General features: G+C 66.5%; 16 protein-coding genes and 1 tRNA gene. 7 read left to right on the forward strand and 10 right to left on the reverse strand.

Annotation, left to right across the window (positions count from 1 at the left end):
* The first annotated feature begins 227 nt into the window (after nucleotides 1-227).
* Nucleotides 228-959 carry a hypothetical protein gene (locus R4P47_RS21965; RefSeq protein ID WP_317785731.1) on the forward strand — a complete coding sequence of 244 codons (732 nt, stop codon included), beginning with the start codon at nucleotides 228-230 and terminating at the stop codon, nucleotides 957-959.
* On the opposite strand, the gene R4P47_RS21970 is transcribed toward R4P47_RS21965, so the two are convergent.
* On the reverse strand, nucleotides 926-1,717 hold the full coding sequence (locus tag R4P47_RS21970; protein ID WP_317785732.1) for a TetR/AcrR family transcriptional regulator: 792 nt from the start codon (nucleotides 1,715-1,717) through the stop codon (nucleotides 926-928). The two genes, R4P47_RS21965 and R4P47_RS21970, sit on opposite strands and share 34 nt — an antisense overlap.
* Nucleotides 1,718-1,881: 164 nt before the next feature.
* On the opposite strand from R4P47_RS21970, the gene R4P47_RS21975 reads away from it, so the two are divergent.
* The 4 genes from R4P47_RS21975 (at nucleotide 1,882) to R4P47_RS21990 (ending at nucleotide 3,526) form a co-directional block, all read left to right on the forward strand.
* Nucleotides 1,882-1,966 (forward strand) — tRNA-Leu (locus R4P47_RS21975).
* 62 nt (nucleotides 1,967-2,028) lie between these two features.
* Nucleotides 2,029-2,685 carry a maleylpyruvate isomerase family mycothiol-dependent enzyme gene (locus R4P47_RS21980; protein ID WP_317785733.1) on the forward strand — a complete coding sequence of 219 codons (657 nt, stop codon included), beginning with the start codon at nucleotides 2,029-2,031 and terminating at the stop codon, nucleotides 2,683-2,685.
* A gap of 89 nt (nucleotides 2,686-2,774) precedes the next feature.
* Nucleotides 2,775-3,176, forward strand: a complete 402-nt coding sequence (locus tag R4P47_RS21985; RefSeq protein ID WP_317785734.1) for a transcriptional regulator — start codon at nucleotides 2,775-2,777, stop codon at nucleotides 3,174-3,176.
* On the forward strand, nucleotides 3,173-3,526 hold the full coding sequence (locus R4P47_RS21990) for a DUF3817 domain-containing protein (RefSeq protein ID WP_317785735.1): 354 nt from the start codon (nucleotides 3,173-3,175) through the stop codon (nucleotides 3,524-3,526). Before R4P47_RS21985 ends, R4P47_RS21990 begins: the two co-directional genes overlap by 4 nt.
* 2 nt (nucleotides 3,527-3,528) lie before the next feature.
* On the opposite strand, the gene R4P47_RS21995 is transcribed toward R4P47_RS21990, so the two are convergent.
* From R4P47_RS21995 to clpS, 8 genes are all read right to left on the reverse strand, one after another.
* A complete protein-coding gene (locus R4P47_RS21995; RefSeq protein WP_317785736.1) occupies nucleotides 3,529-4,338 on the reverse strand; it encodes an esterase/lipase family protein in 810 nt (269 codons plus the stop codon).
* Nucleotides 4,339-4,341: 3 nt separating this feature from the next.
* Nucleotides 4,342-4,956, reverse strand: coding sequence for an RdgB/HAM1 family non-canonical purine NTP pyrophosphatase (gene rdgB / locus R4P47_RS22000; RefSeq protein ID WP_317532854.1), 615 nt, complete (start codon nucleotides 4,954-4,956; stop codon nucleotides 4,342-4,344).
* Nucleotides 4,949-5,734: a ribonuclease PH gene (rph, locus tag R4P47_RS22005; RefSeq protein ID WP_068050410.1), complete on the reverse strand. Its 786-nt coding sequence runs from the start codon at nucleotides 5,732-5,734 to the stop codon at nucleotides 4,949-4,951. The genes rdgB and rph overlap by 8 nt, the downstream gene beginning before the upstream one ends.
* A gap of 21 nt (nucleotides 5,735-5,755) precedes the next feature.
* Nucleotides 5,756-6,514 carry a cyclic nucleotide-degrading phosphodiesterase gene (locus tag R4P47_RS22010; protein WP_317785737.1) on the reverse strand — a complete coding sequence of 253 codons (759 nt, stop codon included), beginning with the start codon at nucleotides 6,512-6,514 and terminating at the stop codon, nucleotides 5,756-5,758.
* Between the two features lie 112 nt (nucleotides 6,515-6,626).
* Nucleotides 6,627-7,256, reverse strand: coding sequence for a rhomboid family intramembrane serine protease (locus R4P47_RS22015; RefSeq protein ID WP_317785738.1), 630 nt, complete (start codon nucleotides 7,254-7,256; stop codon nucleotides 6,627-6,629).
* Between the two features lie 59 nt (nucleotides 7,257-7,315).
* Nucleotides 7,316-8,401, reverse strand: a complete 1,086-nt coding sequence (locus R4P47_RS22020; protein ID WP_269595869.1) for a P1 family peptidase — start codon at nucleotides 8,399-8,401, stop codon at nucleotides 7,316-7,318.
* A gap of 9 nt (nucleotides 8,402-8,410) precedes the next feature.
* Nucleotides 8,411-8,980, reverse strand: a complete 570-nt coding sequence (locus R4P47_RS22025; RefSeq protein WP_068050408.1) for a DUF2017 domain-containing protein — start codon at nucleotides 8,978-8,980, stop codon at nucleotides 8,411-8,413.
* A 44-nt stretch (nucleotides 8,981-9,024) separates the two neighbouring features.
* The gene (gene clpS, locus R4P47_RS22030; protein ID WP_269595871.1) at nucleotides 9,025-9,384 is read right to left on the reverse strand and encodes an ATP-dependent Clp protease adapter ClpS; all 360 of its coding nucleotides are present in this window, start codon (nucleotides 9,382-9,384) and stop codon (nucleotides 9,025-9,027) included.
* 58 nt (nucleotides 9,385-9,442) lie between these two features.
* Between clpS and R4P47_RS22035 the strand changes: the two genes are divergently transcribed.
* A complete protein-coding gene (locus R4P47_RS22035; RefSeq protein ID WP_317785739.1) occupies nucleotides 9,443-10,792 on the forward strand; it encodes a nicotinate phosphoribosyltransferase in 1,350 nt (449 codons plus the stop codon).
* Nucleotides 10,793-10,842: 50 nt separating this feature from the next.
* Nucleotides 10,843-12,891, forward strand: a complete 2,049-nt coding sequence (locus tag R4P47_RS22040; RefSeq protein ID WP_317785740.1) for an ATP-dependent DNA helicase — start codon at nucleotides 10,843-10,845, stop codon at nucleotides 12,889-12,891.
* A gap of 7 nt (nucleotides 12,892-12,898) precedes the next feature.
* Here the strand turns inward: R4P47_RS22040 and glgP are convergent, their stop codons facing one another.
* Nucleotides 12,899-15,421, reverse strand: coding sequence for an alpha-glucan family phosphorylase (gene glgP / locus R4P47_RS22045; RefSeq protein WP_317785741.1), 2,523 nt, complete (start codon nucleotides 15,419-15,421; stop codon nucleotides 12,899-12,901).
* Nucleotides 15,422-15,581: the final 160 nt, after the last annotated feature.

Raw genomic sequence — 15,581 nt, forward strand, 5'->3', positions numbered from 1 at the left:
GCGGCTTTACCTTCTGTTTACCCGACTCGTCGGTAACCCGTATCCACGCTGGCGAGAGCGTCGAGCGGAACACCAGAACATGAGGAGAGCCTCGCATTTTTCGTTATCTTTTCGTGATGTGATCTCGAGCACAGGCAAGCGCCTCCCGACCTTGTCGGTGCGGTCCTCTACCTTGTGCGAACGAGCCGCTCGCCGGGAGAGCGGTCGACGAAATCCGGGGGGAATTCATGTATTCATCGGTAACGGATATCTGCACCGAGGACGAGCTCGACGCGATGCTTGTCCACATCGAATCGCATGCGCCGCAATCCCGTTCGCCACACTGGACACCGGGGTGGCGGGGCGAGAGCGAGGTGGCGTTGCTGGATGCGATCTTCTCGGCGCGCGCTCCCTACGGCGGCCCTACGAGCGGGGTCCGTGCGGTCGTCCAACGATGGAGATCGCATCGCGGGGATAACCGACTCGACGACTTGACAACCCTCGCCGAACTGACCACCAGTCCGGATCTACTCGTCGAGATTCTCTCCAACCGTCAACTGGTTCCGGGAAACAGTCGAACCAAGGGTGCTGCCGCTGCCGTGGCCGCTCGGACGTTGATCTCGGTGGGCCTGAGTCGTTCGAGCGACTTCGAGCAGCACACCGAGCACCAATTCGAGGCGTTCTGCGCGATTCCCGGTCTCGGCGAGACCACCTGGGAGTGCATGCTCATGCATCTGGGAGTGCGTACCGACAAGGCGACCGAACATCTGAACTCGTTCGTCGCCGACGCACTCGAACCGCTCCACCAGAACCTGTCCGTCGGCATTGCCGAGGACCGCGCGTCCGTGATCCTTGCAACGACGGCGGACGCACTCGGCACCGAACTCGCCTCACTCGAGCACGCAATCTGGCGATATCAACACAAGTTACGTAGGCCGAAGAAGCGTCACTCCGAGGCGGCACTTCGACCGACGGGCTGACTTCGCGAGATCATCGCCTCCACACCGTCGAGAATGCACTCCAACCCGAACCGGTAGGCGTGCACGGGGTCGCTGGCGGCGTCGTACGACGTCGCCGCGGCCGTCCCGACCCGAGACGACACCGGAAAGCGCTCGCGGCCCATCACCCGTTCGAGGATCGGCGCGGTAGCCGCCCACCACTGGGCGTCGGACATGCCCGACTGCTCCTTGACACGGGTCACGCCGGCCAGGGATCGCGCGGTACCGGAGACGTGAGTGAGAACCAGCGTCAGAACGGAGTCGATCTCGACGTCGCCCAGGCCGATGCCCTCGAGAGGGCGCAACTCGGCCTCGTACTTGTCGTTGGTGTGCGGACCGAGCACGGGCCGTGCCCCCTCCGCCTCGAGAAGCCACGAATGTTGTTGATACAGAGACCAATTGCGCTCGGCAACGAAGCGCATCGCGGGACGCCATCCGCCGGCGACGGAGGCCGGCTCGTCGACGTGCGAGTAGAGACCTGCAAGCGCTCGATCGATCATCAGATCGGCCAGCTCTTCCCGGCCCGGCACATGTGTGTACAGCGACATCGCGCCGACACCGAGATGCTGTGCCACGTTCCGCATCGACACCGACTCCAGACCGGTCGCATCGGCCAGTTCGATGGCGGCATCGACGATCGCATCCACGCTCAATCCGGTCCGACTCGGCTTGGCACCGACTCGCCACAGAAGCCCGAGTGTCCGGGCCGGGTCGAAGGGGAGGTCCTTTTTCGATGCCACTCGGCGAGTGTATCGACACCGTACGGTGTACACCGCATGACGTGTGCCCACCGATTGTCCAGATGCCTACCTGTACAGGTGAGCATCCGAACAATTCGTGGGCACACAGTCGAGCAGACCGCGCCACTGACAACAACCATCCAGGTTGTAGACTTCACCGGCACGCGCGAGTGGCGGAATTGGCAGACGCGCTGGATTTAGGTTCCAGTGTCTCAGGACGTGGGGGTTCAAGTCCCCCCTCGCGCACCACGGTCGTTCGGCCCGGCTTTTCTCGAGACTTCTGCAGGTTCCGACGTGTGAAGGCGGTTCGAATGCCAGAGGAATCCGACGACACGATCTTCGCCGAGATCGCAGACGAGAGACGTTCTCTCGCAAGAACTCTCGAGACTCTCACCCCCGAGCAATGGGACACCCCCTCGCTGTGCGAGGCCTGGACCGTCCGAGACGTCGCCGCCCATCTGGTGGTGCCACTGATCGTCCCGCTCTGGCAGTTCGGACTCGTCATGGTGCGCACCCGAGGCAACTTCGACCGAGCCAATCAACTGATGACCACGCGCGTTCGTCGCGAGCACGAAGACGAATTGCCCGCCTTGCTCACCGCCCACGCCGACAAGCAATTCACCCCGCCGGGCCACGGTCCGCTGGCCCCCTTGTCCGACGTCATCGTGCACGGATTGGACCTGTGCACGCCGCTGGGAATCGAACACCACGTCCCCGACCACCGCATGATCACGATGCTCGACTTCCTGGTGCCCGCGAGCGGTGCCGCACCGTTCAAAGGCCCCGAGCTTCGACTGCAGTGGCGCGCGACCGATCTCGACTGGAGCCGCGGCGAGGGCCCCATCATCGAAGGATCGGCCGGCACCCTGGCACTGGTTCTGACCGGACGCAGCAGCGCCCTGGCGGACGTGACCGGGACCGGTGCCGAGCAACTCGCCCAGGCACGGGCCAACCGTCGGCGGGCATGAGCCGAACTCGAACCGTCCATGGTGAGAATCACCACCGGGCCGCAGCACGCGACTACCTGCAGTAGTAGTACCTCCGGTACCGTCGAGGGGTGACTTCATCCCGCCCGAACCGTCGGCCAGCACTGATCGCGCTGGTCATCGTGTCCGCGGCGGTATGCCTGGGCCTCGGCTGGTGGCAGTGGGAGCGCTTCGAGGCAGTGGGCGGAAACGGCCAGAACCTCGGATATGCCTTTCAATGGCCTCTGTTCGCAGTGTTCGTGGTCTACGCCTACCGCAAGTTCGTCCGCCTCGAAGACGAGGACCCGGACGAGTCGGCAGCAGCGCGACCCGACGGACCCACAGAGGTGCCCCTCGACCTGCTCCCCCAGCGCAGCGCGCCTGCGACAGACGCCCGCGACCTCGACGATCCCGAGGCTCGGCAACTACTCGAATACAACAGCTACCTCGCGGAGCTGAACGAATCCCGCGGGACCGACAGGAGCACCACGTGAGTTCGGCACCGGAGAAGACGCAGGCGTCTGCGAACAAGACTCAGAAGATCGCGTCCGCGTTGCTGCGCTACCGCGTTCTTGCGTACGCCACGGGAATCTGGCTGCTCGTTCTCGTGACCGAGATGGTCGCCAAGTACATTTTCAAGGTCGAGAACGTGCCCAATTGGATTGCCGTCGTACACGGTTGGGTCTATCTCGTGTATCTCGTGCTCACCGTCGATCTGGCGATCAAGGTGCGGTGGCCTGCCGCCCGCACCATCGGCACACTGTTGGCCGGAACCGTGCCGTTCCTGTCGTTCTACGTCGAGCACAAGCGCACCAAGCAGGTCAAAGCCGACTTCGGCGTCTGACCTCAGCAGTTGATCGGCTGTGCGTGCTCCGGATCCAGTGCGTTCTGCACCAGCCGCTGAGCAAGCGGATCGTACGAGATTCCGGTGTGCTCGACGGTGTTGGCCGGGCACACGTCCTGCAACACCACATTCGTGTTTCCTGCGCCGCTGAGCAGCGAGGCAGTGTACGGAACGACGATCTGGTCGTAACGGGTGACGATCGTCGTGTATTCGATGCCCGAGACGGTGTCGCCGCCCTCGTTCAGTCGCTCGAGCACGTCGTCCTGCACCGGCGGTCCCGCCGTCGGGTAGTTCGGCGGAGACAACGCCACGATGCGTGCCACCGTTCGGTCTCCACCGAGGAAGCGGGCGTAGTACCGCGGCACCGCGCCACCCTTCGAGTGGCCGACGATCGACACCTTCTGCGCACCTGTTGCCTCGAGCACGGAATCGACGAACGTCGACAGTTCCGCGGCACTCTCCGGGATGGGCTCGAGCGCACCGAACGCCCGAACCGGCCCGGTGTTGCCGTAGTCGATCGCGAATACGCAGTATCCGGCGTCGGCCAGCTTCGGCGACAGCGATGCCCAGTTGTCGTACGAGTTCTCCAGGAAGCCGTGCACCAGCACCACCGGCTCCGGGTGTTGCGCGCTCGGAACACACGAGAAGTCGTTCGAGCCCGGAGGAGTCACGCCCGGGTGCGCGATCGAGTACGCGAACGCCTCGGCGAAGGAGCCCGCGGCCGGTGCCGCGGAGGCCGGGGCACCTGCCAGGCACAGCGCAGCGGCGGCGAACACAACCGACGTCCGCGTCAGAACGGTTCGGATCGCCACGAGCTACCGCCCCGTCAGTTCTTCGAGCGCCGGAACGAGCTTGCGCAGTGCATGACCGCGATGTGAGGCGGCGTCCTTCTCGTCCGGGCTCAGTTGCGCGGCACTGCGGCCGTCGCCCTCGGGCACGAAAATGGGGTCGTAGCCGAAGCCGTTCTCCCCCAACGGCTCTCGGCCCACTACTCCGCGCCATTCACCGCGGACCACCGTCTCGGTGCCGCCGGGAATCACCAACGCACACGCCGAGACGAATGCGGCTCCGCGACGCTCGTCGGGGGTGTCCGTCAACTGCGCCAGCACCAGTGCGGTGTTGGCCTCGTCCTGCCCGTGCGCACCGGACCAGCGAGCCGAGAGCACCCCTGGCATGGCGTTCAGGGCATCGATTTCTATTCCGGAATCGTCTGCCACACATGGCAATCCGGTGGCCGCAGCTCCGTCACGCGCCTTGGCGAGTGCATTCTCCTCGAAGGTCGCTCCGGTCTCGGGGGCCTCCGGGAACGGCGGGACCTCGTCGAGGCCGACCAGTTCGATTCCGGCCACTCCGGCGGCGTCGAGCACCCGCCGGAGTTCGCGCAACTTCTTCGCGTTTCGGCTCGCTACCAGCAGCTTGGTGTCAGCCACCGAACTTCTTCTTCGATTCCGCGGCCGCAGGCTCGGGCAGATCGCCCGGGTACGGCAACGCCAATGCTTCCTTCTGCACCTCGAACAACTTCTCGATGCCGACAAATGCGGAGTCGAGCAGCTTGTCGAGTGTGGTTCGGGGGAAGGTCGCACCCTCTCCGGTTCCCTGGATCTCCACCAGCGTGCCGGTGTCGGTAGCGACGACGTTCATGTCGACCTCGGCGCGCGAATCTTCCTCGTAGGGCAGATCGAGGCGCACTCGGCCGTCGACGACGCCGACACTGACGGCGGCGATCATGCACGAGATGGGCTGCGGATCGGCGAGGCGTCCCGCTGCTCGCAGGTAGGTGACGGCGTCGTTGAGAGCCACGAACGCTCCGGTGACAGCTGCAGTTCTGGTGCCGCCGTCGGCCTGCAGCACGTCGCAGTCGAGGGCGATGGTGTTCTCGCCGATGGCGGCCAAATCGATGCAGGCACGCAGTGAACGCCCGACCAAGCGTGAAATTTCCTGGGTACGCCCGCCGACCTTGCCCTTGACGGACTCACGGCCGTTGCGAGTGTGCGTCGCGGCCGGGAGCATCGCGTACTCGGCGGTGAGCCAACCGAGGCCGGATCCCTTCCGCCAGCGCGGCACGCCCTCCTCGACGCTGGCCGTGCACATCACCCTGGTGTTGCCGAACTCGACCAGCACCGACCCTGCCGGGTGGCTGGTGAAGCCGCGGGTGATCTTGATGTTGCGGAGCTCGTCGTCCGCCCTGCCGTCTTCTCGTCTGGACACGACTCGAAGCCTAGCGCGTCCTCAGACGGTGAAGACGTCCCCTGGGAGAACGGCATGCACCGGTCCACTGAACTCCGCTTTGGCCTCGGCGATGACGTCCTCGCGGGACGTCCACGGCGGAATATGGGTGAGCAGCAGCTCCCCCACCCCGGCCTCACGAGCGATGCGGCCGGCCTCGGTTCCGGACAGGTGCACTCCCTCGGGCCGCTCCGGACTGTCGGTCCACGACGCCTCGCACAGGAACATGTCGGCCCCGTGCGCCAGGTCCCGGACGGCCTGACACATTCCGGTGTCTCCGCTGTAGGCGAAGGTGCGGCCTTGCGCCGTGGTGACGCGCATGCCGTACGACTCGGGGGGATGGAACACCTGCCGAGCGAGAATCGACAACTTGCCGAACTCCACGGTGCGTCCGTCCACCCAGCGACGCAGGTCGATGGTGTCGGACATGTCGTCGATCTGCCCGCCGCACTCGGCCGAGGCGACTCCGAGCCGGAACGCCGTGTCCTTGGGTCCGTAGACGATCGCTCGTCCCTCCGGCGGGCTGGGATGGTAGCGACGCCACACCAGCAGTCCGGGAACGTCGAGGCAGTGATCGGCGTGCAGATGCGAGAGCAGAACGCTCACATCTCCGGGATCGGCGTAGCGCTGCAACGCCCCGAGGATGCCGGGACCGAAGTCGAGGACGACCGGCGCGGTCTCCTCTTCTTCCAACAAGTAGCCCGACGCGGGTGAATCGGGTCCGGACACACTGCCCGAACATCCCAGGACGGAAATTCGCATGAAAGCCATGCTGCCACGCCGAGCGCATCACTCGAAACGTTCGGGCAGTATTCACAGCGCGAGTCGGCGAAATTCACCACCGACCACGGGTGTGTCTGCAGTTACCTCGAACCTACGAAGTGGGCCGATCGAGCGATTTCGCGCGTGCCCTCTCGGCTCGCGCGTCGGCGGACAGCAGTCGAGCGGCAACCACTCCGCCGACCGCGCCGAACAGATGGCCCTGCCAGGACACGTTGGGCTCGCTCGGCAGCACGCCCCACAGTGCGCTGCCGTACAGCACGAACACCACGACTCCGATCGCGAGTTGACCGAGCTTGCGGGTGAAGAAGCCACGCACCAACAGATATGCGATGAAACCGAAGATCAGGATCGACGCGCCGATCGTGTTCGTGTAGGAACCGGCAGTCAGCCAGGTACCGAACCCGCCGACCACCCAGATGATCCCGGTGGCAGCCAGACCACGCGTCAAACCGGAGAGCAACACCAGAAATCCGAGTACGACGATCGGCACGGTGTTCGCGATCAGATGCTGCCAGTCGTCGTGCAGCACGGGCGCGAACAGAATGCCCCACAAACCCTCGACCGAGCGGGCCTGTATCCCGTTGCGTTCGAGCCTCGACCCGCTGGCCACATCGATGAACTCGATGACCCACAGCAACACGGTGAATGCTCCCACCAGGACGGCGGCCTGCATCCAGACCGGCCGCGCACGCTCGGCGGGACGGTTACTGATATCGCTCATGATCGCCTCCGGAACAGTTCCCTCCACGATACCGGGCAGAGGTATCGCGCGAGCTGAGCTCAGGCTCCCGATCCACCGAACGCGGACGTGAAGATCTGGCGATACGTGGGGATGCCGGCCACCGAGGTGGCGTCGAGCAGGGCCGCGACGATGGCTCGCTCGACGACGATCGCCGCGGCCTCGGTGACCGCGGCCAGTACCGGGAGTTCCGCGGAGAACGCGGCGGGCACCGAGGACTCCGCGGTGACGGGTCTGGTGCCGGTCGACACGGCGAAGATCGTGTCGCCGTCGAGCGGCGAGTGTGCCGGTCGCACGGCCCGCGCCAACCCGTCGTGACCGGCGACGGCAATCCGCTTGCACGACGCGGACGACAACGCTGCATCGGTGGCGACGACACCGATCGTGGTGTTGAGCGCAGTGCCCTTCGGTTCGAGGGCGAGCGCGGACCACAGCTGGTTCACGTCGGGCTTGCGCATCCCGAACGCCGCGGGCCCGAGCGTGCCGACGCCCCACAGCAGGCCGGTGCGCGGGTCGAACACCGCGCCCACCGGATTGGCGACCATCAGCGCCGCGACGGTGACCCCGTCCGCCGGACCGCCCGCGATCACCGTGCTCGCGGTACCGACACCGCCCTTGAGAACTCCGGCGCGGGCACCGACACCGGCCCCGACCGATCCCGTCGCGAAATCGGTTGCCGCTGCGGCTGCGGCGAGATAGCCGAATTCCGCCGTCGGCCGAGAAGCCCAGTCGCCGACCGGAAGATCGAAGATGACCGCGGCGGGGACGATCGGTACGACGTGATCGGGACTGCCCATCGGGATGCCCTGACCGTGCTCTTCGAGCCACCGCATCACACCGTCGGCCGCGGCGAGCCCGTAGGCACTGCCCGCGGTCAACAGGATCGCGTTGACGTGCTGCACGGAATGGCTCGGATCGAGCAGATCGGTCTCGCGAGTCCCCGGCCCACCGCCGCGAACATCGACGGCCGCCGTCGCACCACCCAGCGCGCGCACCACGGTGCAGCCGGTGGCCGAACCGGAGCCCATCGCGGCGTCGTCGTCGAGTTCGTGATGATGACCGACCAGCAGACCGGCCACGTCGGTCAGGGAGTCCCGCGGTCCGGGAGTCTGGAATGCAGCGGTCACGCGTGCGTCCTAGGGGATGAGGACCTGTACGAGTGAATCCTGCATCCAGGTCAGCCAGTGGTAGACGTCGAGATGTGGAGCGCGAGGATCACCCTCGTCGAGAACGTCGGGTGTGTCCGCGCTGATCCCCAGCGTCGTGCCGAGCGCCAGCCTCACGTCGTTGAGGCCGGTCAGCCAAGCATCCGCTTGCTCCTGGGTCAGCACGATCTTGCCACCGGACTCAGGAAGCGTGGCCAGGATCATCGATCCGGCAGCCAACTTCTCGTCGATGATCTCGGGCTCGTGCAGTCCGCGCAGAGCACCGTTGAGGTCGGTCGGGTCCTCCTCGTCGCGGCCGGGGTCGGCGCGGTGGAAGTCGGGCAACAGCCGCGCCAGTGCGGCGTCCTCGGGCGGACTGTTGTGGCCGGTGCGCAGACCGGTCAGCGCTGCGAGTTCGTCGGTGGGGGCAGCGGCGGAACGGTCGCGCAGCAAACCGAGAACCGAGCCGACCAGCGAACGGAGTACGGCGGCCTCACGAGCATCGATCTCGGACTTGATCTTGACCCCGGACAGCGAATTCCGTCTCGTCCACGTGCGCACTGTTGCTGATGTCCTTCTCTGATGAAGAGGTGATGAGCGGTTGACTACTTGTCCTGCTGCATGGTGGCCCACAGACCCGCCGCGTGCAGCCGTCGAACATCGTTCTCCATCGCGTCGCGCTCGCCGCTCGACACCACGGCCTTGCCTTCGGAGTGCACCTGCATCATCAGCTCGGTCGCCTTGGCCTTGCTGTACCCGAACAGCTTCTGGAACACGTAGGTGACGTAGTGCATCAGGTTGACCGGGTCGTCCCACACGATGGTGACCCAGGGGGTGTCGTGAGATTCGTCGGCCGCAACGGCCTCGGTCTGGGCCGGGACCGCTTGCGGTGACGCAGCGACGACCTCACGTGCCGAGAACCCGTCCACGGGCAGAAGCGAGCCGTCCACCGTCAACCAAGGCATGCCCAACAGGGTACGGCGTGTCGGGCCAGCGTCCCACGCTCGCCCCTTCGCTCGTAGTGTGGGCGAGGTGAGCAACGACGCGACCACAGATCACGCGAATCACAGCGACGGTGCCAGCACCGCGCTGCTGACCGATCAGTACGAATACACGATGCTCTCGGCCGCCCTAGCCAGCGGCTACGCCGATCGCATCTGCAGCTTCGAGGTCTTCGCGCGCAGGTTGCCCGGTGGCCGTCGATACGGAGTTCTCGCCGGCACCGGACGCATTCTCGACGCGACCGCGCGCTTCCGATTCGGGCCGGACGAGTTGCGGATCGTCGCCGAATTCCTCGACGCCGACACCGTCGAGTGGTTACGCCACTACCGGTTCACCGGCGACATCGACGGCTATCGCGAGGGTGAGCTGTACTTCCCCGGCTCACCCGTTCTTACCGTCCGCGGCACCTTCGCCGAGTGCGTGGTCCTCGAGACCGTTGTGCTCTCGATCCTCAATCACGACAGCGCCATCGCGTCCGCTGCAGCGCGGATGGTGGCGGCCGCGAAGTCCCGTCCGATCATCGAGATGGGGTCGCGTCGAACCCACGAGGAAGCCGCTGTCGCCGCATCACGCGCGGCATATCTCGCCGGATTCACCGCGACGTCCAATCTCGAAGCCGTCCGACGCCACGGCGTCCCCGGCGCGGGCACGTCGGCGCACGCCTTCACTCTGCTGCACACCACAGCCGACGGCCCGGACGAACGGTCCGCATTCGCGGCTCAGGTGCGCGCGCTCGGCGTGGGCACCACACTGCTCGTCGACACCTACGACATCACCCAGGGCGTTGCCAACGCCATCGAGGTGGCCGGGCCCGAACTCGGCGGTGTGCGCATCGACTCCGGCGACCTCGGTGTGCTCGCCCGGCAGGTGCGCGACCAACTCGACGCCCTGGGTGCGCCGAAAACCAAGATCGTCGTCTCGGGTGACCTCGACGAATACGCCATCGCGGCATTGCGAGCCGAGCCGGTCGACTCCTACGGCGTCGGCACGTCGCTGGTCACCGGGTCCGGTGCCCCGACGGCCGGCATGGTCTACAAACTCGTCACCGTCGACGGCATTCCCGTCGCCAAGCGCAGCAGTCACAAGGAGTCGCGCGGTGGCACCAAGGCGGCGCTGCGTACCGCGCGCCGGACCGGCACCGCAGTCGAGGAGATCGTGTACCCGTTCGACGCTCCCCCGACCGTCGACGACGATCTGACGGCGGAGACGTTGACCACGCCGTTGGTTCGCGGCGGAGAACGAGTCGCCGACCTACCGACGCTCGCCGACGGCCGCGACCTGCTGGCCAGGCGCCTCGTCAGCCTCCCGTGGGAGGGCCTGAAACTGTCTCAGGGCGAGCCGGCGATACCCACCCGCTTCGTGGAGGGGTGAGAGCGGTGTCGGTACCGAACCGGGTGGGCGATCGGCAGTAGTCTGCTTCGGTGCCGTCGAAGACCGAGTTGCCAACCGTTCCCGCTCTCCTGCAGGTCGCGGTGCACTCGCTCGGCGGCAAGGAACGCAGCAATCAGCTGACGATGGCCTCGGCGGTGGCGCACTCCATCGACACCGGCGAACATCTCGCGGTGCAGGCGGGCACCGGAACCGGTAAGTCCCTCGCCTACCTCGTCCCCAGCATCAGGCACGCGGTGGAATCGGGCAAGACCGTCGTCGTCTCCACGGCCACCATCGCGCTGCAGCGGCAGCTGGTCGACCGCGATCTCCCCCGCCTGTCCGACGCCCTGACCGAGGCCGTCGGCCGTCGCCCCAAGTTCGCAATCCTCAAGGGCCGCAACAACTATCTGTGCATGAACAAGATCCACACCGGTGCCGCGCAAGAGGCACCGGATGCGGAACTGTTCGACCCCTTCGCCGTCTCGCGGATGGGACGCGAGGTGGTACGGCTGACCAAGTGGTCGTCCGAGACCGAAACCGGCGACCGCGACGACGTCGTGCCCGGGGTCAGCGATCAGGCCTGGCGTCAGGTCAGCGTCACCGCGCGTGAATGCCTGGGCAAATCCCGCTGCCCCGTCGGCGAGGACTGCTTCGCCGAGCGCGCCCGTACCGAGGCCGCCCAGGTCGACGTCGTCGTGACCAACCACGCCCTGCTCGCGATCGACGCGATCACCGGAATCCAGATCCTGCCCGAACACGACGTCGTGGTCGTCGACGAGGCCCACGAATTGGTCGACCGAGTGACCGGCGTGGCCACCGAGGAACTGTCGGCCGCGACCGTCACCGCAGCAGCGCGTCGTAGCGCGAAGCTCATCGAGGAGGAGACGGTCGACCAGCTCGAGGGAGCTGCCGAGAACTGGGCCGCGATTCTGGACGAGCTGCCCCCGAGCCGGTGGCAGTCCCTACCCGACGGCGTCGGCCCCGCGCTCGCGTCCATTCGCGACGCGGCCTGGGCGGTCCGCACCGCGATCGGCCCCAACAAGCAGGGCATGGCCACCAGTGACCCCGAGGCCGCCGCGGCTCGCAGCGCCGCACTCGTCGCGGTCGACGAGGTCCACGACAGCGCGGTCCGTGTTCTCACGGCATTCGACGAACCCGATCCGGCCAAACGCAAGGACGTCGTCTGGCATGCCGTCGACGATTTCCGCGGCAACGTCAAACGCACCGTCCGCATCGCCCCGCTGTCGGTGGGCGGGCTGCTGCGAGCGCGCCTGTTCGCCGAGTCCACCGTGGTCCTCACCTCCGCGACCTTGACCGTCGGCGGATCGTTCGACGGGTTGGCCGTCAACTGGGGCCTGCCTGCGGAGAAGCCGTCGCGCAGTGACACCGCGATGGCGTCGGGTGTGGAACCGCCGTCCGATACCGGGTCGATCAGGTGGAATTCGCTCGACGTCGGGTCGCCGTTCGATCACGCTCGGGCCGGGATCATGTACATCGCCAAGCATCTGTCGCCGCCCGGACGCGACGGCCTCTCCAAGTCCTACCTCGACGAGATCGAGTCGCTGGTCAGAGCCGCCGGTGGCCGTACGCTCGGACTCTTCTCGTCCATGCGCGCCGCCAAGGCCGCCGCCGAGGAGATGCGGGAGCGCCTCGACACGCCGATCCTGTGCCAGGGCGACGACTCCACCGGTGCCCTGGTGCAGAAGTTCGCCGACGACGAGGCCACCTCCCTGTTCGGGACACTGTCACTGTGGCAGGGCGTCGACGTCCCGGGCCCGTCGCTGAGCCTGGTGATCCTGGACCGCATTCCGTTCCCGCGGCCCGACGATCCGCTGCTGGTGGCCAGGCAGCAGGCCGTCGAATCACGTGGCGGCAACGGCTTTCTCGCGGTCGCCGCCAACCATGCAGCCCTGCTGCTGGCGCAGGGCGTCGGTCGACTGCTCCGTAGCGTCGACGACAAAGGTGTTGTCGCCGTTCTCGATTCGCGCCTCGCGACCGCCCGCTACGGCGGCTACCTACGTGCCTCGCTGCCGCCGTTCTGGGAGACCTCGGACCCGGAGGTGGTCCGCAAGGCCCTCACCCGCCTGGCCGGAAAGTAGCTGCCCCTCAGGCAGTCGCCACCAAACCGAGCTCGGCATCCGAGGCCAGACCGCGGTGATGAGGAAGCACCCGCACCGTGTATCCCACCGTGCCGCTGTGCGGTAGCCGCGTCTCGCCCGCGTACACGTGCTCGCCGCCGTCGGTTCCCACGTGCGTCATGGCCGTCGTGCGAATGTCGGTGAGGTTCTCGTCCTCGTCGACGCGTCCCACGACCGCCTGCACCACGACGTCCGACGCGTCCAGTCCACCGAGATCGACGTTCGCGCGCAGTGAGAGCTCCGCACCGATCACCGGTGTGTCGGGCAGACCCTCACTGTCGACGCGGGTGACTTTCACTACGCCCCATGCCTGTTCGACGCGGCGGCGGTACAACGCGACGTCCGTGGCACCGCGGTGGCTCTCCGCCGAGGCCGCGCGGGCGGATTCGGCTGCGGGCGCGTAGTAGCCGAGTGTGTAGTCCTGAACCATTCTCGACGCCAGCACTTTCGGGCCCAGCTGCTCGAGGGTGTGCCGCACCATTTCGATCCAGCGGCTCGGCACGCCGTCGTCCCCGCGGTCGTAGAACTTCGGCAGTACTGCCTGTTCGAGCAGTTCGTAAAGCGCAGCGGCTTCCAGATCGTCACGGCGATTGTCGTCGGTGACGCCGTCGGCCGTCGGGATGGCCCAGCCGTTCTCCCCGTCGTACATCTCGTCCCACCACCCGTCGCGAATCGACAGGTTCAAGCCGCCGTTGAGCGCGGACTTCATGCCCGAGGTACCGCACGCTTCGAGCGGGCGCAGCGGATTGTTCAGCCACACATCGCATCCCCAGTACAGGAATCGCGCCATGGACATGTCGTAGTCGGGCAGGAACACGATGCGGTGCCGTACGTCGGCCTGATCGGCGAACCTGACGATCTGCTGGATGAGCGCCTTTCCGCCGTCGTCGGCGGGGTGCGATTTGCCCGCGACCACCAGCTGGACCGGACGAACCGGGTCCAGCAACATGGCGCGCAGTCGCTCGGGTTCGCGCAGCATGAGCGTCAGTCGCTTGTACGTCGGTACCCGTCGAGCAAACCCGACGGTGAGTACGTTGGGATCGAAAACGTTTGCTGTCCAACTGATCTCGGCCTCGGTGGAGCCACGTTCGAGCGCCGAGCGCCGCACCCGACGCCGCACCTCGTCCACCAGTTGCGCGCGAAGGGTGTTGCGCGTGGACCACACGCGCTCCGAGGACAGCTCCCCCTCCAGCGCCCATTCGCGGGCAGACCACGTCGGAGCGTGAACCCCGTTGGTGACCGACCCGATCGGCACCTCGGAGGCGTCGAATCCCCGCCACAGGTCGTTGAACATCTCGCGGCTGACGATTCCGTGCAGCTTCGACACCCCGTTGGCGCGTTGTCCCAGACGCAGCCCCATGTGCGCCATGTTGAACACCGAGGCGTCGCTCTCGCCGCCGAGGGCGAGGATTCGGTCCATCGGCAGACCCGGCAGCAGCGCCGACTCCGCGCCCCCGTCCGCACTTCCGAAGTAGTGCCGCACCAGATCGGCCGGAAACCGGTCGATTCCGGCGGGGACAGGAGTGTGAGTGGTGAAGACGGTGCCGGCTCGCACCGCAGCCAGTGCCGCGTCGAAGTCCAGGGTTCCCGAGGTGACGAGTTCGCGGATGCGTTCGACGCCCAGGAAGCCGGCATGGCCCTCGTTCATGTGGAACACCTCGGGATCGGGCAGTCCGTGTGCACGGGTGTAGGCCCGGATCGCTCGAACTCCGCCGATGCCGGCGAGTATCTCCTGCTTGATGCGGTGATCCTGGTCGCCGCCGTACAACCGGTCGGTGACTCCTCTGAGCTCGGGGTCGTTGTCGGCGATGTCGGAATCGAGCAGCAGCAGCGGGACACGTCCCACCTGGGCGATCCACACCCGTGCCCGCAGAACCCGAGATCCGGGCATGGACACGTGGATCAGCACCGGAGAGTCGCCGTCGTCGGTGAGCAACCGCAGCGGCAGACCGTGCGGGTCGAGGGACGGATAGCGTTCGGCCTGCCAACCGTCGGCCGTCAGCGACTGGCGAAAGTATCCCGAGCGGTAGAGCAACCCGACACCGATCAACGGCAACCCCAGGTCGGAGGCCGCCTTGAGGTGGTCACCGGCCAGGATGCCTAGCCCGCCCGAGTAATTCGGCAGCACCTCGGTGACGCCGAACTCCATCGAGAAATACCCGATGCCCGACGGCAGAGCACGTCCCTCGGCCAGTTCGTTCTGGTACCAGAGCGGACGGGCGAGGTAGTCGTGCAGATCCGCCTCGGCGGCGTCCAGCTCGGCCAGAAAGCGCTCGTCGGCCGCGAGCTCCTCGAGACGCGCCGGTGCGACGGCTCCCAGTACGGCCACGGGATCGCGCTCGAGTTCCGTCCACAACAGTGGATCGATGTGCTCGAACAGATCCTGCGTCGACGAGTGCCACGACCACCTGAGGTTTGTCGAGAGCTCGGCGAGGGCACTCAAGCGGGCGGGAAGATGGGCTCGGACGGTGAATCGGCGCAAAGCTTTCACAGAGTCGAACCCTACCCACGGACACCTGTGTCGATGGGCGGCTTGCACGAAATCTGCTCCACGGTGCCCGTCGCGGGCAGTATGCGTCGGCGCACGCGCCATCTGCATTGCTGCACTACGGTTGACGAGTAGAAGCACACCGAGATCGGTTCGATCAGAG

The organism is Rhodococcus sp. IEGM 1370, assembly GCF_033142325.1.
Lineage (GTDB): Bacteria > Actinomycetota > Actinomycetes > Mycobacteriales > Mycobacteriaceae > Rhodococcoides.

Coding starts and splice junctions, on each gene's coding strand:
- R4P47_RS21965 (WP_317785731.1), top strand. CDS start 228: ATGTATTCATCGGTAACGGATATCTGCACCGAGGACGAGCTCGACGCG.
- R4P47_RS21980 (WP_317785733.1), top strand. CDS start 2,029: ATGCCAGAGGAATCCGACGACACGATCTTCGCCGAGATCGCAGACGAG.
- R4P47_RS22010 (WP_317785737.1), bottom strand. CDS start 6,514: ATGCGAATTTCCGTCCTGGGATGTTCGGGCAGTGTGTCCGGACCCGAT.
- R4P47_RS22015 (WP_317785738.1), bottom strand. CDS start 7,256: ATGAGCGATATCAGTAACCGTCCCGCCGAGCGTGCGCGGCCGGTCTGG.
- clpS (WP_269595871.1), bottom strand. CDS start 9,384: ATGCCTTGGTTGACGGTGGACGGCTCGCTTCTGCCCGTGGACGGGTTC.